The organism is Clostridium chrysemydis, from assembly GCF_015234215.1.
Taxonomy (GTDB): domain Bacteria; phylum Bacillota; class Clostridia; order Clostridiales; family Clostridiaceae; genus Clostridium; species Clostridium chrysemydis.
This window is the reverse complement of record NZ_JADEKP010000014.1, coordinates 19,245-37,707: the sequence shown is the minus strand read 5'-3', so window position 1 is coordinate 37,707 and position 18,463 is coordinate 19,245. Positions and strand designations below refer to the sequence as shown.

General features: G+C 30.0%; 20 protein-coding genes and 1 tRNA gene. 4 read left to right on the top strand and 17 right to left on the bottom strand.

Annotated elements, in window-relative coordinates; all coding sequences use genetic code 11:
* Window positions 1-47 precede the first annotated feature (47 nt).
* Window positions 48-122, bottom strand: a tRNA-Glu gene (locus tag INR60_RS16750).
* 418 nt (window positions 123-540) lie between these two features.
* Here INR60_RS16750 and INR60_RS16745 point away from each other — a divergent pair.
* Window positions 541-1,791 carry a BaiN/RdsA family NAD(P)/FAD-dependent oxidoreductase gene (locus tag INR60_RS16745; RefSeq protein ID WP_194192634.1) on the top strand — a complete coding sequence of 417 codons (1,251 nt, stop codon included), beginning with the start codon at window positions 541-543 and terminating at the stop codon, window positions 1,789-1,791.
* Between the two features lie 54 nt (window positions 1,792-1,845).
* Here INR60_RS16745 and INR60_RS16740 read toward each other — a convergent pair whose 3' ends face one another.
* The 3 genes from INR60_RS16740 to INR60_RS16730 form a co-directional block, all read right to left on the bottom strand.
* Window positions 1,846-2,601, bottom strand: coding sequence for an acyl-[acyl-carrier-protein] thioesterase (locus tag INR60_RS16740; RefSeq protein WP_194192633.1), 756 nt, complete (start codon window positions 2,599-2,601; stop codon window positions 1,846-1,848).
* 124 nt (window positions 2,602-2,725) lie between these two features.
* A complete protein-coding gene (locus tag INR60_RS16735) occupies window positions 2,726-2,911 on the bottom strand; it encodes a DUF1858 domain-containing protein (protein ID WP_194192632.1) in 186 nt (61 codons plus the stop codon).
* A 92-nt stretch (window positions 2,912-3,003) separates the two neighbouring features.
* Window positions 3,004-4,290, bottom strand: coding sequence for an adenylosuccinate synthase (locus INR60_RS16730; protein WP_194192631.1), 1,287 nt, complete (start codon window positions 4,288-4,290; stop codon window positions 3,004-3,006).
* A gap of 236 nt (window positions 4,291-4,526) precedes the next feature.
* Between INR60_RS16730 and INR60_RS16725 the strand changes: the two genes are divergently transcribed.
* On the top strand, window positions 4,527-5,699 hold the full coding sequence (locus INR60_RS16725; protein ID WP_194192630.1) for an NAD(P)-dependent malic enzyme: 1,173 nt from the start codon (window positions 4,527-4,529) through the stop codon (window positions 5,697-5,699).
* A gap of 480 nt (window positions 5,700-6,179) precedes the next feature.
* Here the strand turns inward: INR60_RS16725 and proC are convergent, their stop codons facing one another.
* From proC to INR60_RS16665, 12 genes are all read right to left on the bottom strand, one after another.
* Complete coding sequence (proC, locus tag INR60_RS16720) at window positions 6,180-6,980, bottom strand: pyrroline-5-carboxylate reductase (RefSeq protein WP_194192629.1); 801 nt, start codon at window positions 6,978-6,980, stop codon at window positions 6,180-6,182.
* 77 nt (window positions 6,981-7,057) lie between these two features.
* The gene (locus INR60_RS16715; RefSeq protein WP_194192637.1) at window positions 7,058-8,380 is read right to left on the bottom strand and encodes a replicative DNA helicase; all 1,323 of its coding nucleotides are present in this window, start codon (window positions 8,378-8,380) and stop codon (window positions 7,058-7,060) included.
* 85 nt (window positions 8,381-8,465) lie between these two features.
* Entirely contained in the window at window positions 8,466-10,358 is a 1,893-nt protein-coding gene (gene lonC, locus INR60_RS16710; protein WP_194192628.1) for a Lon family ATP-dependent protease, read from the bottom strand.
* 12 nt (window positions 10,359-10,370) lie between these two features.
* Window positions 10,371-10,817, bottom strand: coding sequence for a 50S ribosomal protein L9 (gene rplI / locus INR60_RS16705; protein ID WP_194192627.1), 447 nt, complete (start codon window positions 10,815-10,817; stop codon window positions 10,371-10,373).
* A 1-nt stretch (window position 10,818) separates the two neighbouring features.
* On the bottom strand, window positions 10,819-12,753 hold the full coding sequence (locus tag INR60_RS16700; protein ID WP_194192636.1) for a DHH family phosphoesterase: 1,935 nt from the start codon (window positions 12,751-12,753) through the stop codon (window positions 10,819-10,821).
* Between the two features lie 22 nt (window positions 12,754-12,775).
* On the bottom strand, window positions 12,776-13,099 hold the full coding sequence (locus INR60_RS16695; RefSeq protein WP_194192626.1) for a MazG-like family protein: 324 nt from the start codon (window positions 13,097-13,099) through the stop codon (window positions 12,776-12,778).
* A gap of 205 nt (window positions 13,100-13,304) precedes the next feature.
* On the bottom strand, window positions 13,305-13,556 hold the full coding sequence (rpsR, locus tag INR60_RS16690; protein WP_194192625.1) for a 30S ribosomal protein S18: 252 nt from the start codon (window positions 13,554-13,556) through the stop codon (window positions 13,305-13,307).
* 28 nt (window positions 13,557-13,584) lie between these two features.
* Window positions 13,585-14,025, bottom strand: a complete 441-nt coding sequence (locus INR60_RS16685; RefSeq protein ID WP_194192624.1) for a single-stranded DNA-binding protein — start codon at window positions 14,023-14,025, stop codon at window positions 13,585-13,587.
* Between the two features lie 14 nt (window positions 14,026-14,039).
* On the bottom strand, window positions 14,040-14,327 hold the full coding sequence (gene rpsF, locus INR60_RS16680; protein ID WP_194192623.1) for a 30S ribosomal protein S6: 288 nt from the start codon (window positions 14,325-14,327) through the stop codon (window positions 14,040-14,042).
* A gap of 106 nt (window positions 14,328-14,433) precedes the next feature.
* Window positions 14,434-14,622 (bottom strand): DUF951 domain-containing protein, encoded by a 189-nt coding sequence (locus INR60_RS16675; RefSeq protein ID WP_194192622.1) that lies wholly within the window; start codon window positions 14,620-14,622, stop codon window positions 14,434-14,436.
* A 2-nt stretch (window positions 14,623-14,624) separates the two neighbouring features.
* Window positions 14,625-15,521, bottom strand: a complete 897-nt coding sequence (locus INR60_RS16670; RefSeq protein WP_194192635.1) for a mechanosensitive ion channel family protein — start codon at window positions 15,519-15,521, stop codon at window positions 14,625-14,627.
* A 33-nt stretch (window positions 15,522-15,554) separates the two neighbouring features.
* Window positions 15,555-15,788, bottom strand: a complete 234-nt coding sequence (locus INR60_RS16665; protein ID WP_194192621.1) for a putative Se/S carrier protein — start codon at window positions 15,786-15,788, stop codon at window positions 15,555-15,557.
* Window positions 15,789-15,979: 191 nt separating this feature from the next.
* Between INR60_RS16665 and INR60_RS16660 the strand changes: the two genes are divergently transcribed.
* Window positions 15,980-17,137, top strand: coding sequence for an aminotransferase class V-fold PLP-dependent enzyme (locus tag INR60_RS16660; RefSeq protein WP_194192620.1), 1,158 nt, complete (start codon window positions 15,980-15,982; stop codon window positions 17,135-17,137).
* A gap of 53 nt (window positions 17,138-17,190) precedes the next feature.
* Window positions 17,191-17,763 (top strand): spore protease YyaC, encoded by a 573-nt coding sequence (gene yyaC / locus INR60_RS16655; protein WP_194192619.1) that lies wholly within the window; start codon window positions 17,191-17,193, stop codon window positions 17,761-17,763.
* 139 nt (window positions 17,764-17,902) lie between these two features.
* Here the strand turns inward: yyaC and INR60_RS16650 are convergent, their stop codons facing one another.
* Entirely contained in the window at window positions 17,903-18,412 is a 510-nt protein-coding gene (locus INR60_RS16650; RefSeq protein ID WP_194192618.1) for a DUF4446 family protein, read from the bottom strand.
* Window positions 18,413-18,463: the final 51 nt, after the last annotated feature.

Here is an 18,463-nt window from a genome sequence, read left to right as displayed (position 1 = left end):
TGCTTGTAAGGCAGGTGCTCTCCCAGCTGAGCTATGCGCCCAAAGTATGGTGACTCCTAGGGGAATCGAACCCCTGATACCACCGTGAAAGGGTGGTGTCTTAACCGCTTGACCAAGGAGCCATATTTAAGTTTTTTCTTTGTTTCCCGCCGCTCACTCCGTAGCGCCGAGCACATAAATTATAATACATTGAATCCAAAACTATGTCAACACTTTTTACAAAGTTTTTTTTCATTTTTTCATTTTTTGATTTTTATATATGAGTGTTTTAGTATGTTTGTCCCTCTAAACACTAGTATTTATGCGCTTTTACACTGTATTCTTTGCGCAGTATTTTTTTTTGATTTTTTGTCTTTTTTTATACTATTATTATAGTTTTTTTGTCGTTTTTTATAAAGTTTTTTTTAAAAAATTTTTTATAATTTTTTGATTTTCGATTTTTTCTATATATTCTTTTCTTTAATAGCCTTCCCTACTATGATAGAATTTACTTAAATTGTTTAAGAATATAATAAAAAAATATATATTAAGGAGATTATTATGATACATCATGATTTAATTATAGTCGGTGGCGGAGCTTCTGGACTTATGTCTGCTATAGTTTTAAAAGATTTAGGCATAGATGTTGCTATATTAGAAGGTACTGATAGAGTAGGTAAAAAAATTTTAACTACAGGAAACGGAAGATGCAATATTTCTAACTCTACATTAAAAGAACCTTTTTCAAGCTACCACAGTTCTAATAAAGACTTTTACGTAGACTCTTTAAAAAAGCTTCCTTTAGATGATACGTTAAACTTTTTCTTATCACTTGGCTTACCTATTATAGAACTTGAAAAAGGTAAACTGTATCCTATGTCTCTACAAGCCTCTTCTGTAGTTGATCTTTTAAGACTTTCTATAGAAGATAGAGATATAAAATTATACACAAACTGTAAAGTAAAAACTATCCACAAAAACAAAAGTTTTAAATTATCCACAAACAACGATGAATTAAAAGAATTCACATGCAAAAAACTTTTACTTTGTGCTGGAGGACAATCTGCTGTAAAGACCGGTTCTGATGGTTCTGGGTTTAAGCTAGCTAAAGATTTAGGTCATAATATAATAAAGCCTATTCCAGGAATAGTTCAATTAAAATTAGACTACCCTAAACTAAAAGGACTTTCAGGAATAAAATTTGACGGTATAGCATCTTTAATAGTAAATGGTAAAACCTTAAGAGAAGAGTTTGGAGAAATATTATTTACTGATTACGGAATTTCAGGTCCCCCAATCTTTTTATTATCATCTACAGCTTCAAGGTATTTAGATAAAAAGGCGGATGTAAAAATAAAAGTAGACTTAATGCCTTCAAAATCATTTGATGAAGTTAGTAACTTTATATATGGGCACTTAGCTGTATTTTCACATAGAAGCATTTCAGATGCCCTTGTAGGTATAATAAATAAAAAGATGACCCCTATCCTACTTAAGGATATAGGAATAGAAAATATTCATACTCCTTGTTACGATTTAGAGTGGAAGTATCAAGATGCTCTTATAAAGCGTCTTAAAGATTGGACATTTAACTGTACAGGAACAAAAGACTTCTCAGCTGCTCAAGTTACAGTAGGTGGCGTTGACACAACAGAAGTTAATTCTGAGACATTAGAATCAAAATTAATAAAAGACTTATATTTTGCTGGTGAAATATTAGATGTAGATGGCGATTGTGGTGGTTTCAACTTACAATGGGCTTGGTCTTCAGCTTATAATGCTGCAAATTCAATAGCAAATAGTTTTAAATAAAAAATAAGGCGATATATTTAAGTATATTAATATATATCGCCTTATTTTTATAACTTAGTTGTTTATTTTATCCCAATGTGCTTCTAGTAAAGTAAGTTCTTCACCATTTGAATTACATATTTTATGTAATGTAACTAAATCATCTTCTCTTTCTTCTATTTGTGCTGATACGTGAATTCTATCTCCATATTTAGATTCTTTTTCAAAGGCAACTTTTATTCTCTTTAATTCATAGTTCTTAGCTATTTCTAAAGGAATTGATTCAATTGCCCACTCCATATATCTAACGTTGTTTACGTGAGTATTTGAGTCTATATCACTGTATCTTATTTGGAATTCTTTAAAGTTATCTTCTCTAGTTAACTTTTCTATCTTTTCCATATCTAAAGACTCTTTCATATCCCCTTCTTCACCATACATATCATATTGCTCTTTTAGTATTCTCATAGGTCTTCTTCTCTCAATATTTATTAAGAAAAATAAAGCTAACCCTTCAGCTAAAAGTTCTCCCTCTTCACTTCTTATTTCATATCCTCTATATGCATAAAATCTTTTAAATCCTATAGGCATTGTTTTTACTATTATCTTCTCTCTATATTTAGGATATCTATGAATTTTTATATCATACTTATAAAACACCCACGCACATCCGTGAGAATAAGCAAAATCTATAGTATCCCCTATAGTTTCTGCTTGAATATTTCCAACTTCACAAAAATAATCCGCTATAGCTGTAAGCTTACATCTAAGTCTATAATCAGAATCTCTATACATAACTTCGTATTCTTTAGAAAAATCGTTGTTCTTCATTTATTTCACCTCTTTATAATAATACTTTAATTTTTATAACTTTTTATTTACTTTATATTAATAATTTATATATTAATATAAAAAAACTCAATCAACCTTAAGTTGATTGAGCTTTATGTCTTGATTACTTGTCGTTTAGTGCTTGCACTAACGCTTCTAAGTTTATTCCGTGAACTAATGCTGCCTCTTCTAAAGTTTCACCTTGTGCTGAAGGACATCCTACGCAACCCATACCAAAAGCCATTAAAACTTCTGCTCTGCTTGGATCTTGTTTAATTATTTCACCGATTGTCATATCTTTAGTTACCATCTTTTTCACCTCATATATAAGATTTCTAAATATAAAATATACATAAATTATATTTTAACCATAAGGTAAAGTCAATTAACTAAATATATTGTTTAAAGTTCTTTTACTCTCATAGTTTGGTCTCTCTTTGGACCTACTGAAACTATTGATACTCTAGTATCTGTAAACTCTTCAATTCTTTCGATATATTTTCTAGCGTTTACTGGTAATTCTTCATAGCTTCTAGCTTCTGCTACGCTTTCATCCCATCCTTCGAACTCTTCGTATACTGGCTCACACTTAGCTAAATCTTCTAAGCTAGCTGGGAAGTAATCTATAACCTCTCCATTAAACTTATATCCAGTACATACTTTTATTTTTTCAAGTCCTGCTAAAGTATCGATTTTTGTAACTGCTATTGAAGTTAATCCTGAAACTCTAACTGTAGTTTTTAAGATAACTAAATCAAGCCATCCACATCTTCTTGATCTTCCAGTAGTTACTCCATATTCGTGACCTTTTTCTCTTATCCAATCACCAGTTTCGTCGTTTAACTCTGTTGGGAATGGTCCTTTACCAACTCTTGTTGTATAAGCTTTAGCTATACCAACAGCATTAGTTATCATAGTTGGTCCAACACCTGATCCACTAGCTACTCCACCTGCTGTAGTGTTTGATGATGTAACATAAGGATAAGTTCCGTAATCTATATCAAGAAGCATTCCTTGTGCTCCTTCAAATAATACGTTTTTATCTTCTTTTATAGAATCATAAACTTTAACTGAAGTATCTTTTACAAAAGGTCTAAGTTTTTTTGCAAAATCAAGATATTCTTTTAAGATAGCTTCTTTATCTAAAGCTTCTCCTTCTAAAACATTAACTATATATTTGTTTTTCATTTCGATGTTTTCTTCTAATTTTTCTTTGAAAACATCTTCGTGCATAAGGTCACAAACTCTTATACCACATCTTTCGAATTTATCTGTATAACAAGGACCTATTCCTTTACCTGTAGTTCCTATGTCATTTTTACCTCTTGCTTTTTCTTTTAATTTATCTAAAACTTTGTGGTAAGGCATTATAAGGTGTGCTCTATCGCTTACTACTAATTTTTCTGGAGTTACCTTTATGCCTGCTCCTTCTAAGTACTCTATTTCTTCAAATAATGCTTTAGGATCAACAACAACCCCATTACCTATTACATTTACCTTATCATCATATAGTATTCCTGATGGTATTAAGTGAAGTTTATATTCTTTATCTCCAACCACTACAGTATGACCTGCATTATTTCCACCTTGGAATCTAACAACAACATCTGCATCCTCTGCTAGATAGTCTGTCATCTTTCCTTTACCTTCGTCTCCCCATTGAGCTCCAATTACTATAAATGCTGACATAATATATTGCCTCCTTCTGGCTAATCTTAGTCTTTAATTACGGAGTTTATTCTAACTATATTTATTTTTATATAATAATAAAAAAATTATACTAGTTAATTACCCCATAAAAATCTTAGCAAAATCTTACTACTTGGTCAATAGATATTTCGAATGTTTCTTTGATTTTTATTATAATTATTCGTATAATTAAATATATGTTAAAAATACAAATATTTATAAAAGGAGTTAGTCGTATGTCTATTTATAAAGAATCATTAGCTTTTCACAAAAACTTAAGAGGAAAAATAGAAGTTAAATCTAGAACTAAGATTACAAATGAAAAAGATCTAAGCTTAGCTTATACACCAGGCGTTGCTGAGCCTTGTAGAGAAATCCATAAAGATGAAAAAAATTCATATATTTATACTAGAAGATGGAACACAGTTGCTGTTATCTCTGATGGTACAGCAGTACTTGGACTTGGAGATATAGGTCCCCTAGCTTCAATGCCTGTTATGGAAGGTAAGTCTATACTTTTTAAAGAATTTGCTGACGTTGATGCTTTCCCAATAGTTTTAAACACCAAAGATGTTGATGAAATAGTTAATACTATATATAATATTTCACCTTCTTTTGGGGGAATTAATTTAGAAGATATATCAGCTCCTCGTTGTATTGAAATAGAAAACAAATTAAAAGAAAAACTAGATATCCCAGTTTTTCATGATGATCAACACGGAACTGCAATAGTTGTATTATCAGCATTAATAAATGCACTTAAAATAGTTAAAAAGGATTTAAAAGATATAAAACTTGTTATAAACGGAGCAGGTTCTGCAGGTTCTGCAATATGTAAGCTTCTTATATCTTCTGGAGTTAAAGATATTTTAGTTTGTGATAAAGATGGTATATTATCAAAAGATATAAATTATGATAACCCTCTTCACAAAGAACTTTCAAATTTAACTAACAAAAATAACTTAAAAGGTGATTTAAAAATTGCTATGAAAAACTCAGATGTGTTTATAGGAGTTTCTGCACCAAATATAGTTTCAAAGGAAATGGTGAGTTCTATGAATAAAGATTCTATTGTTTTTGCTATGGCAAACCCTACTCCTGAAATCTTCCCAGAAGATGCAAAGAGTGCTGGAGCTAGAATCGTTGGAACTGGAAGGTCTGATTTCCCAAACCAAATAAATAACGTACTTGCATTCCCTGGTATATTTAGAGGTGCCTTAGATTCTAGAGCTTCTGATATAAACGAAGAAATGAAACTAGCGTCTGCTTATGCAATTGCAAACTCGATAAAAGATGAAGATTTAAATGAAAACAACATAATTCCAAAGCCTTTTGATTTAGAGGTTCAAAAAAATGTAGCTGAATCTGTAAAGTCTGCTGCTATTTCTTCTGGAGTTAGTAGATTATAATAAAAAAACAACTTAGCTTTAGTAAAGCTAAGTTGCTTTTTCCTTAATTTCTAAAATTAAGAGGAGTTTTTATTAATGTTATGTGTGTTTTGTTAATGTGTTAATGTGTGTTTTATCCAGTAAATAACCAATATAATTTCGCTTCCGTTTAATTGATACTGATTATCATTAATTATATTATATTTATTTTATCTTCTCTTGTCAACACCTAATTGAAAATATTTTTCAATTAAATAAAAACAAAAAATTAGAACTTAGCGTTGTGGACCACTAAGTTCTTTTTTCTTAATTTTTAAAATTAAGAGGAGTTTTTATTAATGTTTGTGTGTTTTGTTAATGTGTTAATGTGTTAATGTGTTAATGTGTGTTTTATCCAGTAAATAACCAATTCAATTTCGTTTCCGTTTTGTTGATATTGATTATCATTAACTAAATTATATTTTATATTACTCACTATGTCAATATTAAATTTAAAATATTTTACATGTTTTTAGATTTATTAGCACAACTATCCATAGCTTTTATAACTGTGCTTCTAAAATTATTGTTTTCAAGTTCAGCTACAGCTTCTATAGTAGTTCCACCTGGAGAACAAACCATATCTTTTAATACTCCAGGATGCTCTTTAGTTTCTAGAACCATTTTTGCAGAACCTAAAACGCTCTGAGCTGCCATCTTATATGCTTTATCTCTAGGAATTCCAAGCTTAACTGCACCATCTGCCATAGCTTCTATAAACATAAAAACATAAGCTGGTGATGAACCACAAAGTGCTATAAATGCGTGGAAATCTTTTTCTTCTAAAACTACACACTCTCCAAAAGCTTCAAACATACTCATTATGTATTTTAATTCTTCTTCTTTTATATTTTTGTTAGGACATATAGCCGACATAGCTTCCCCTACAAGAGCTGGAGTGTTTGGCATAGTTTTAACTATTTTAAAATCTTCACCAATCCAATTTTCTAAATCTTTTATATCAATCCCAGCTGCAATACTTACTATTATTTGATCTTTTCTAATAAAATCTTTTACCTCTTTTATGACCTTTTCGTACATATAAGGTTTAACAGCAAGAACTATAACATCCGATTCTTTAACTATATCTATGTTTTTAGATCTAACATTAACTCCAAACTTTTCTTCTAGCCTTTTTTTAGATTCTTCGCTCTTTGCAGATACAAAGAAATCTTCTTTACTTAAAAATTCTTTATTTATAAGCCCTCCAACCATAGAGCTTCCCATATTTCCACAACCTATAAAACCTATCTTTTTACACATTTTAATACCTCCTAAAATTATAAAATTATAAAATATAAAATTTGAAACCCGCCTTTTAAGCGAGTTTCTAAATATTTTTATTCAGCATGTATATTATCTAAATTACCAAATTTAGAGAACTGTCCAAGCCATGCAAGTTTAACTGTTCCAACCGGGCCGTTTCTTTGCTTTGCAATAATACATTCTGCCATATTTTTTTCTTCAGTTTCCTTGTTATAGTATTCATCTCTATATAAGAACATAACAACGTCAGCATCCTGCTCAATAGATCCAGACTCTCTTAAGTCAGAAAGCATAGGTCTGTGGTCTGCTCTTTGCTCTGGCGCTCTAGATAGCTGAGATAAAGCTATAACTGGGCATTCCATTTCTTTTGCTAGTGCTTTTATAGATCTTGATATTTCTGATACCTCTTGTTGTCTACTTTCTGAACCTGATGAACCTGACATAAGTTGAAGGTAATCAATTAATATCATATCAATACCATATTCCATTTTAAGCCTTCTGCATTTCGAACGCATTTCCATAACACTTACACCTGCTGTGTCATCTATATAAATCTTAGCCTTAGAAAGAGGCCCTGTAGCTCTAGCTATGTTTTCCCAGTCTTTATCATCTAAGTTACCTGTTCTAAGTTTAAGCATATCTACATTAGCTTCTGAACATAATAGCTTGTAAGCTAATTGTTCCTTTGACATCTCTAGAGAAAATATAACTACGCTTTTCCCAGCTCTAAGGGCTGCATTTTCAGCTATATTAAGTGAAAATGTAGTTTTACCCATAGAAGGTCTCGCTGCAACTAGAACCATATCACCTTTTTGAAAGCCTGATGTTTTAGCATCTAAGTCTAAGAATCCTGAACTAACACCTGTTATTTCTCCTTTATTGTTAAATAGTCTTTCTATTTCAATAAATCCTCTTTCAAGAACTTGGCTTAAAGGTTCAAAATCGTTAGAACTCTTTTTTTCAGCTATATCAAATATACTTTTTTGAGCCTTATCTAATACTCCATCTACGTTTGATTGATTATTATAGCCTTCTTCTATTATTTCACTAGAAGCCTTAATAAGTTTTCTTAATGTAGATTTTTCTTCAACTATTTTTATGTACGATCCTACGTTTGCAGTAGTTGGTACTGATGCTGATATTTCAGTTACATAACTTACTCCTCCAGCTCTATCAAGTAAATCTGTAGATTTTAAATCTTCTAATACAGTTATTAAATCTACAGCCATATCTTTTCTAAACATTTCTATAATAGTTCTAAATATTACTTTATGACTATCTCTATAAAAATCATCTTCGTTTAGCCCTTCTGCCGCTTGCGCTATTGCACTTCTTTCTAATATCATAGACCCAAGTACTGATTGTTCTGCTTCTATACTTTGGGGTAAAGTTTTCATAGTATTTTGAGTTTCCAAAAGAATATTCCTCCTTCCTTTGCTTATTCTAGTCAAAAACAAAGAAGATGCTAAACATCTCCTTTATTTAAAAAACTAAATCCATTACCTCTTCTATAGTTTGAACTGTTTTAACTTCTATATCTGTTAACCCTTGAGGTATATCATTTTCATTATCTTTTGGTACTATAGCAAGTTTTATTCCTCTTCTTCTAGCACCATATATTTTTTCAAATATCCCACCTACAGGTTTTACTTTACCTCTTAAAGATATTTCCCCGGTAATAGCTACATCCTGTCTTAAAGGTTTTTCTAATAATGCACTTATTATACATACAGTTATAGCTGCACCTGCTGAAGGTCCATCAATGTTTCCTCCGCCTATTACGTTAACGTGTATATCATAATCTTTTATATCTTTATCTGTTATTTTTCTAATAACAGATGCTGCATTATAAACTGAATCTTTAGCCATACTTCCAGCAGTTTCGTTAAATCTAACTGTTCCTGTTCCCTTTTTCTTAGCAGGGAAAGCTGCAGCTTCTATTTCTATAGTTGAACCTATAAAACCACTAACTCCTAACCCGTGAATATGACCTATCTCTTTGTCTGAAATTATATTATTTCTTTCAAATGGAGTATATCTTCCTATTGAAATTATTTCCTCAACATCTTTTAATGTTATTTTTAATTTCTTAGGTACACTCTTTCTTTTATAAAGGGCATATCCGTATGCATCAGTTAATATATTAACTGCTTTTCTTCCCTCAATAGTAAATCTACTTATATATTCAGGAACTTCTTTTTCTAGAGATACTCCAAGTTTTTTAGAAGCATTTTTAACTATGTTTTCTATATCTTTACTTGATAATGGTTCAAAGTAAACTTCTGTACATCTAGATCTTAAAGCAGGATTTATATCTCCTGGTTCTCTAGTTGTAGCTCCGATTAAAACAAAGTCTGCTGGAGCTCCGTTTTCAAATAAATATTTAATATATTTTGGAGTTTTATCATCATCTGGATCATAGTATGAAGATGAAAATTCAACTCTCTTATCTTCTAAAACTTTTAAAAGTTTATTTTGAAGTATATTATCTAGTTCACCAATCTCATCTATAAATAATATTCCTCCGTGGGCATCTGTAACTAGTCCTGGCTTTGGTTCTGGCACTCCAATATCAGCTAAGTCTCTCTTGCTTCCCTGGTATATAGGGTCGTGAACTGAACCTAATAGAGGGTTAGTTATTTCTCTTGGGTCCCACCTTAGAGTAGTTCCATCAACTTCTACGAATTTTGATTTATCATCAAATGGAGTAAAATCTAATTCTCTTGCAGCTTGAAGTGCTATTCTTGCTGCTGTTGTTTTACCTACACCTGGAGGTCCATAAAGGATTATGTGTTGAGGATATGGTGATGATAATTTTGAAATTAATGATTTAATAGCTCTCTCTTGACCTACTATCTCATCTAATTTTTCTGGTCTTAAGAAACTCATTATGTTTTTGCTAGTTACTCTCTCGTCTAGTTCCTTAAGCTCTTCATATTTTTTAGTAGTTTTTTTATTTTCACTACCTTTTTCTTTTTTAAGGATTGAAAGTCTCATCTCGTCGATGTACTTTTCTTGCTTTTCCATTATAGCTTTTTCTACTTTAGCTTCAATGTTGTTTTGCACGTATTTTTTTGCTATTTCTTCTGCAATCCAGATTATAGTATCATCTAAAACCTTATCTACTTCGTCTTCTGCTGGAACTATATCTATTCCAGCTCCGTTAGATGCAATTTTATTTAATGCATATACTCTTTCATTTACTTTTGTCGATCCAATGTAGTCTTTAAGTTTAAATCTAACTGTTCTAGCTCTTATAGCACCTTCATCTAATACGTTTTTTAATATATCAAATAAAACATTTACTTGAGCGTCTTGTGATAGATCTCCTTCTATTATTCCTTCTAGGAATTCTATTTCCTTACGTAATTTCAAATTGAATCCTCCTTATGCTGTTGGAACAATTAATACCTTCATTTTAGTTGATACATTAGGGTATAATTTTACTTCTATTTCGTATCCACCTGCTATTTTTATTGTATCCATTACTATTTTTTTCTTATCTATATCTACGTTGTATGATTTTTTTATTTCTCCTGCTATATCTTTACTAGTTATAGCCCCAAATAATTTTCCATTTTCTCCAGCTTTAGCTGTCATTTTTATTTCTTTACCTTTTAAGTCTTCAGCTAACTTTTGAGCTGCTTCAAGTTCAGCTAATTTTTGCTTTCTTTCATTTTCTTTTATGTTGTTTAATATGTGAAGATTATTATCTGTTGCTTCTTCTGCTAATTTCTTTACAAATAAAAAGTTTCTTGCATATCCGTCTGATACGTTAACTACATCTCCCTTTTTACCTTTTCCTTTTACGTCTTTTAATAAAATAACTTTCATGTTATTCACCCACCCTTAAGTATTTTTGTATATTATCATTTAATAATTCTAAAACTTCATCTATTGATTTATTTACTATTTTAGCACCTGCGATATTTAAATGTCCACCTCCACCTAAGGCTTCTAATACAACTTGAACATTTATATCTCCAACAGACCTTGCACTTATATATATTTCCTCATTAATATTAGCTAATACAAATGCAGCTAATATTCCTGATATATTTAAAAGTTCATCTGCGGATTTAGCAACTATTACGCTATTAACATCTTTAGGTGCAACTGCAATAGCTGTAGAATTATTAATTTTTGCCGATTTTATAGTTTCTGAAATCTTTATATAATCTTCTAAGTTATCTGTAAATAATTTTTTTACTTCCATAGTTTCTGCACCCATCTTTTTTAAGAAAGATGCTGCATCAAAGGTTCTAACTCCAGTTTTAAATGAAAACCCTTTTGTATCCATATAAATTCCGGCTAAAAGCCCTTCAGCTTCTATTTTAGATAGCTTAGGTTTATTTATCATATATTGAATTATCTCTGTTATCATTTCTGATGTTGATGATGCATAAACCTCTATATAATTTAAAAGAGTTCCTTCTAAAATATTAGGGCTTCTTCTGTGATGGTCTATTATTACTTTTTTATTTGCCTTTTCTATAAGACTTAAATTACTTACATAATTTTTATTATGCACATCAACTATTATAATCAAAGTATCTTCTTTAAGATTTTTTTCTGCAGTATCACCTGTTATAAATAGGTTATCATACTTTCCTGTAGCTTTAATCTTACTTAAATAAGGTTCTATAGCACCTGTATTGTTATCTAAAACTACATTGCATTCTTTACCTAACTTTTTAATTATGTTAGATAAACCTATAGCAGAACCAAAACAATCCATATCCATGTTTATATGGCCTACTATAAATATATTTGAACTTTCAAAAATAAGTTCCTTTAAAGCGTGCGCTACAACTCTAGCTCTAACTCTATTTCTTTTTTCTATTTCTTTGCTGTTTCCACCAAAGACTTGAATATCTTCTTTGTTTTTAATTATAGCCTGATCTCCACCTCTACCTAATGCTAACTCTTTAGCAACAATAGCAAAGCTTTGATTTTCTTGAGGAGTTGCCCCTCCTCTTCCTACACCTATACTAAGTGTAAGTTCCATCTTATTTCCTTTATCTATCTTTGATATATCTTCTAAGATAGAAAATTTATTAGATATTTCTTTTTCTATGTTTCTGTCTTGAACCGATAAGATATATTCTCCCTTATCATATTTTTTAATCATAGCATTATATTCATCAGCATAAGCGTTTATTAGTCTTTCAAATTCAGCAATAACTAAAGGTTTATTACTGTCTTCTGTAGTTTCTAATACTTCTGTTAAATTATCAACTTCTATAAGCATTATACTTTCTTTTGTCTTTTCAACACCTATAAATTCGCTTATATCATTAAAATAAATAACTAAGCATTCCATATCTCCATTTGATATTTGCTCTATATAAACATCGTAAAGATTATCTTCTATTTTGAGCCTTTGATGGAATCCATTTTTCTTATACGCTACTCCTTCTATATTAAGGCCATTTGCTACACTTAAGATATTTTTACCTATAACGTAGTCTGCATCACAAATAGTAGTAAATATCTTATTATTCCATAAGATATTACCTTTTGTGTCAGTTAGTGCTGTTGGAATTATTAAATTAGCTAAGTTACTATCTATTGATTTATCAACTGCTTTTATAAAGTAGTTGATATTTTTTTCTTTTCTCCAATAGTTAATTAAGCTATATAAATTATTTATCAAATATACAACAAAAAATAATAACCCAATTCCTTGGTGCCCTAATATAATAGCAACGATTGCCACAACTATTAATATAAATTGATTTATATTATTTCTTAAGTATGATTTATTAATAATAGAACGCCTCCTAATTTAGTTATTGGTCTCTCCTATTTGAAATATACTCTTTAAGCTTACTTAAACTTTTGCCTTCTTTTTCAACTTCATCTTCAGCTCTTATTCCTCTATCTAACTTTGTCTTTATTTCATGATCTATTTCAGGCAAAGAATATCCTAATTTGTCTCCTAAAGTATATAAAATTATAATTGCACCCGCTATACATTCAACTATAGCATCCTCACACACATTACTTCCTCTAGTTAGCAGTGTATAAAAATCTCCAATAACTCTTAATAATTGAGCCTTAAGGCTCTCTATAATCTTAACATTACCCATTATATTAAAATCTTTTCTTTTCATAATTTCTCACCCCTAAATTCCCTTGTATCTATATTCTAAATTTTTTCAAATACGATTGCAACATTTTAGAGGTATTTTTTTCCAATTATTTGAATAAGTATATTTTTACGCTTTATTTTTTATAATACTACATTTATTATATTTTACCCAAATTAATAGAAAAATAAAAGAGTATAACTTACGTCATACTCTTTCTATCTTATTACTATTCAGTTGTGAATGGTAATAAAGCTATGTTTCTTGCTCTCTTAACTGAAGTAGTTAATTGTCTTTGGTGCTTAGCACAAGTTCCAGAAATTCTTCTTGGTAATATTTTACCTCTTTCTGTAACGAACTTTCTTAACTTAGCTACATCTTTGTAATCTATCTCAGTAGCTTTTTCAACACAAAAAGCACAAACTTTTCTTTTAGATCTTCTCATTCTTCCGCCAGATCTTCTGTTGTTGTTTTCTCTCATTGCAGTTTCCCTCCTTACTCAAAAAAATTTAAAACGGCATATCTCCGTCATCGACAGGAGTCATGTCATTATCGAAACCACTTCCAAATGAATCATTTGGAGTAGCTGAAAAGTCAGAATTATTTCCACTGAAGTCATTATTTGAAGAAGAAGTATTACTTCCTTTTCCACCAACGAATTCAAAGTTTTCAACAACTACATCAGTAGTGTATCTTTTTGAACCGTCTTGTGCATCGTAACTACCAGTTCTAATGTTACCAGTAATTGCGATTTGACTTCCTTTTGTAAGATATTGTGCTATTGTTTCTGCTTGTTTACTAAATGCTACACAATTAATAAAGTCAGCTTCATCTCTCTTGAATTGTCTTGTAACTGCAACTGAAAATCTTGTTACAGCATTTCCAGTACCAGCTGCGAATCTCAATTCAGGATCTTTTGTAAGTCTACCAATAAGTATAACTTTGTTCATAACAATCTCACCTCTTACGCTTCTTTGCTTATTACGATGTGTCTTATAACAGCATCACTAATTCTGAAATTTCTTTCTAATTCTTTTGGTAATTCAGTGTCAGCAGTGAACTCTACTAAAGTGTAGTGACCTTCGTTAACTTTTTTGATCTCGTAAGCAAGTTTTCTCTTACCCCAAGCATCAACAGTGTCAACAGTTCCTCCGCCATTTTCTATTATACCCGTGAACTTTTCAACGTTAGCTTTTACAGCTTCCTCGTCAAGTGATGGGTGTAATATGAATATAGTTTCGTACTTTCTCATCATTTTCACCTCCTCCCCTCGGACTAACGGCTATGCTTTGCATAGCAGGGATTTCAATTTCTAATTCTAACACTATTGTATATTTTTTTCAAGCTTTTTTACATAATTAAACTTTTCCAATTAATTTTTTTGCACCCTTTTGAAATTTACTTCTTGGAATCATAATTATTCTCCCACATTTTGTGCATTTAATTTTTACATCTGCACCAACTCTAATAATTTCAAAATTTTTTTCACCGCAAGGATGCTCTTTTTTCATTTCGACTATATCGCCTAATTCAAAATTCTCAACCATAATTATGCCTCCTGTTTTATTTTCTCTTCACTTTTTACTATTATTTCTGTTGTATTAAATGGTATCTCTATTCCAGCCTTATCTAAAGCTTCTTTTAATACCTTTCTTAATCCTCTTTCAATAGACCATTGATTCATCTGAGTACAATATCCTACTGTTCTTATAGTTACTCCTGATGAGGCAAGGGCTGTTACTCCCCAAACTTCTAAAGGTCTTGTAACTTCTGGGTTCTCGTCTTCAAATCTAGAAGCTGCTGATTTTAAAGTATCAAGTGCATAATCTAAATCTGTGTTATAAGATACTGATACATCAACTATGAATTGTTTATCATTCTTAGAATGATTTGTAACAGCTTGAATAGTTCCATTAGGTATAAGATGCATGTCTCCATTAAAATCTTTAATAGCAGTCGTTCTTATCCCAATGCTATCTATTATCCCTGAAAAAGTTCCTATAGTAACATAATCTCCAACCCCGTATTGGTCTTCAAATAAAATGAAAAAACCATTTATTAAGTCTTTAACTAAACTTTGAGCCCCAAACCCTATAGCAAAGCCTCCGATACTTGCAGCCGTTAAGGATATTCCTTTAAAGAAATCAGCAAGTATTCCTGCTATTCCTATAAAATAAACTACATATTTAAGTAAACTCTTTAAAAGGCCTCCTATAGTCATAGCTTTTTGAGTACTCATAGAAAATCTTTTGTTTTCACTTTCCACTTGTTTTTCTATGAACTTATCTATTATTTTATTTCCTATTTTTATTGAAATAAACATTAAAAATAATATAATTATTACTTTTAATCCTTCTCTAACTATTTTCTCAATAGTTTCTGCGCTTATTTCAAGAAAACCTAGTTTTATTCCATCTCCATACATATCTGCCTTAAAAAGAAGCATATTCAATTTTTTTAATCCCCCTTTAAAATGATATTAATATTCTTTATATCCTTCTGAATCCCTTAGATATATATTCTTATAATCTAAACCTTCATTCATCATTTCTTTTAAAATTTCTTCACTATCAACCCTAACACAAATACCACAGCTTTGAGTTATAGTAGTTGGTGTAGGCATTATTCTAAATTTATAGCCTTTTTCTTTTAATACTTTTTCTGCATTCATAGCATCGTGAGTATTTTTAAAAACCATTATATAATATTTCATCTGTATCTCTCCTTAACATTATTAATGATGACTTCTATTATATTATAATATCATAAATATTTATAATGTCATTTTATCTTAAATTAATGAATATAACTATTTTTTGATTTATAATGATATCTAGATAAGAATTTAGATATAATTTTTAATTTTATACATTTTTGTATAATTTTGTAGAAAGGTGTCGTGTTATGAATATATATTTAGATAATGCAAGTACTACTTTCCCAAAACCAAAATCAGTAGTTGATTCTATGTACAACTACATGGTTAATGTTGGTGGAAATGCAAATAGATCAAATAATTTTAACGCTTTAGAAAGTAATCGTGAAATTTTTTTAGCTAGAGAAAAGATAGCTAAATTTTTTAATTTTGAAAAAATAGAAAATGTTATATTTACAAATAATATAACAACTTCACTAAACATATTAATTAAAGGGTTATTAAAACCTAACGATCACGTTTTAACTTCTTCGTTAGAGCATAATTCAGTTGTAAGACCTTTAATAAGTTCAAATGAAAAATTAGGTGTAGATGTTGAATTTGTTGAAGCTTCAAAAGAAGGTTTTATAAACCCTAAAGATTTTGAAAAAAGAATAAAACCTAATACAAAACTAATAATACTGACTCATGCATCTAACGTTATAGGAACTATTCAACCTATCAAAGAAATAGGTGAGATTTGCAAAAAAAATAATATTTTTTTTATTATAGATTCAGCACAATCAGCAGGTACTGTTCCTATAGATTTTAAAGAATTAAATCTTAGCGCTCTTGCCTTTACTGGACATAAAAGTTTATTTGGCCCTCAAGGAATTGGAGGTTTTATAATTTCTGATGAATTAAACGAAGTTTGTACTCCATTTATAGAGGGTGGGACAGGAAGTCTATCTCACGATATTTATCAGCCAAACTTCCTTCCAGATAAGTTTGAAAGTGGGACTTTAAATATCCCTGGAATTATAGGGTTATCAGCTGGCATTGATTTTATTAATAATGAAGGTTTAGAAAAAATATCTAAAAAAAATAAATATCTTTATAAAAAACTTTCTAAAGGCTTATTAGATATAGGTGATTATATAGTATACGGAGATTTAACATGTCAAAATTCAACAACATCTCTTTCTTTTAATTTAAAGGGAGTAGACCCTTCTGAATTAGCATTCTATTTAGAGGATAATGGAATTAGTAATAGATCTGGATTACATTGCGCTCCTAATTGCCATAAAACTATAGGAAGTTTCCCTTCAGGAACAGTTAGACTTAGCATATCTTACTTTAATACAGAAGAAGATATAGATAAGGCTTTAGATGTTTTAAATTCTGCTAAAAAAAATTTAATATTTTAATGTATACAAATCTCCTCTTATGGTAATAATTAACTGTATGAGGAGGTTTTTTTATGAATTGTAATTTTTTCGTTGATGTAACCTTTAAGGAAGCATCTGATCTAACAATAGAATATTTATATAAAAAGCTAAAACCAGTTTTTATTAAGAACAGACCTTTAGTTATAGTTTCTATAGGATCTGACAGAGCTACTGGAGATTGTTTAGGTCCTTTAGTCGGATCAAATTTAAACTTTAACTCTTTAAATGTTTATAGTTTTGGTTCTTTAGAAAATCCAGTACATTCTAAAAATCTTAGAGAAACGTTACTTCATATAGAATCTAACTTTGAAAATCCTTACATTATAGCTATAGATGCCTCTTTAGGAAGTATTAATTCTATAGGAAATGTTTTTATAGAGGATTCTCCTCTAAGTCCAGGCTTAGCACTTAATAAAGACTTACCTCAAGTTGGTGACCTGAGTATTACAGGAGTTGTTAATATCTCTGGTAATTACGAATTTATGGTTTTACAAAACACTAGACTTTATACAGTAATGCTTTTAGCTAAATTTATTTCTAATAGTTTATCTCAAACTATTAATATATTAGACTCAGAAATAAACAAAGCTAAAGCCTCTTCTTAAAAGCTAATTTCGTAAAGAAGTTATATAACGCATAATCACTCTCTTTAATTTTCATATCCCCCATTAAAAATCATATTATCTTTATATAACTTCTAATTTGATATAAAAAATACCTATCACTTAAGTGATAGGCTTTTTTTTATATTACTATTTGTTTTTTAATTGCTTCAGTTAAAACTAATTGTTCCTCTTCTGATAAATCATATCTTGATATACCTTTATCTATAGGTTTTGCATAAGTTGTGCTATCGTGTCTTCCGTAAAGACCTGTTATTACAACTCCATCGTTATGTCCATCTAATATTGCTATTGAAAAACTTAAATCACTTCCAACATCATCAAAAGCTTGATATCTCATTATAGCAATTTTTTGAACACACTCATTAAGGTTTTCTTTAATATTTTTAGCTAGTGCCATAGCTTCATCAGCTATTTGAGTTGAAACCTCAATATTTTCTAATTTTTCATTTATAAGTGCTTCTAAATTTTTATTATCTGCACCTCTCATTAACTTTCTATATCTTCTCTCTATTTTGTTCATAGATTTCCATAATGCTATAACTAGTATTAATAATATTACTATTACTACTCCCATTCCAATTACTATAAATGGTAAGTATTGATTTAAAATATTTAATGCGTTTTCCACTTTAGTTTCCGTCCTTCCTAAGATGTTTCACGTGAAACATCAAAATTTCAA

Excerpts from the sequence above, each read along its gene's own strand:
- INR60_RS16735 (WP_194192632.1), bottom strand. The coding sequence starts at position 2,911 with ATGGTAACTAAAGATATGACAATCGGTGAAATAATTAAACAAGATCCA.
- yyaC (WP_194192619.1), top strand. The coding sequence starts at position 17,191 with ATGAATTGTAATTTTTTCGTTGATGTAACCTTTAAGGAAGCATCTGAT.
- rpsR (WP_194192625.1), bottom strand. The coding sequence starts at position 13,556 with ATGAGAGAAAACAACAACAGAAGATCTGGCGGAAGAATGAGAAGATCT.
- INR60_RS16675 (WP_194192622.1), bottom strand. The coding sequence starts at position 14,622 with ATGGTTGAGAATTTTGAATTAGGCGATATAGTCGAAATGAAAAAAGAG.
- INR60_RS16725 (WP_194192630.1), top strand. The coding sequence starts at position 4,527 with ATGTCTATTTATAAAGAATCATTAGCTTTTCACAAAAACTTAAGAGGA.
- INR60_RS16670 (WP_194192635.1), bottom strand. The coding sequence starts at position 15,521 with ATGCTTCTTTTTAAGGCAGATATGTATGGAGATGGAATAAAACTAGGT.
- rplI (WP_194192627.1), bottom strand. The coding sequence starts at position 10,817 with ATGAAAGTTATTTTATTAAAAGACGTAAAAGGAAAAGGTAAAAAGGGA.
- INR60_RS16730 (WP_194192631.1), bottom strand. The coding sequence starts at position 4,290 with ATGTCAGCATTTATAGTAATTGGAGCTCAATGGGGAGACGAAGGTAAA.
- INR60_RS16715 (WP_194192637.1), bottom strand. The coding sequence starts at position 8,380 with ATGAAAACTTTACCCCAAAGTATAGAAGCAGAACAATCAGTACTTGGG.
- INR60_RS16660 (WP_194192620.1), top strand. The coding sequence starts at position 15,980 with ATGAATATATATTTAGATAATGCAAGTACTACTTTCCCAAAACCAAAA.
- INR60_RS16745 (WP_194192634.1), top strand. The coding sequence starts at position 541 with ATGATACATCATGATTTAATTATAGTCGGTGGCGGAGCTTCTGGACTT.
- rpsF (WP_194192623.1), bottom strand. The coding sequence starts at position 14,327 with ATGAGAAAGTACGAAACTATATTCATATTACACCCATCACTTGACGAG.
- proC (WP_194192629.1), bottom strand. The coding sequence starts at position 6,980 with ATGTGTAAAAAGATAGGTTTTATAGGTTGTGGAAATATGGGAAGCTCT.
- INR60_RS16665 (WP_194192621.1), bottom strand. The coding sequence starts at position 15,788 with ATGAAATATTATATAATGGTTTTTAAAAATACTCACGATGCTATGAAT.
- INR60_RS16685 (WP_194192624.1), bottom strand. The coding sequence starts at position 14,025 with ATGAACAAAGTTATACTTATTGGTAGACTTACAAAAGATCCTGAATTG.
- INR60_RS16740 (WP_194192633.1), bottom strand. The coding sequence starts at position 2,601 with ATGAAGAACAACGATTTTTCTAAAGAATACGAAGTTATGTATAGAGAT.
- INR60_RS16695 (WP_194192626.1), bottom strand. The coding sequence starts at position 13,099 with ATGAAAAGAAAAGATTTTAATATAATGGGTAATGTTAAGATTATAGAG.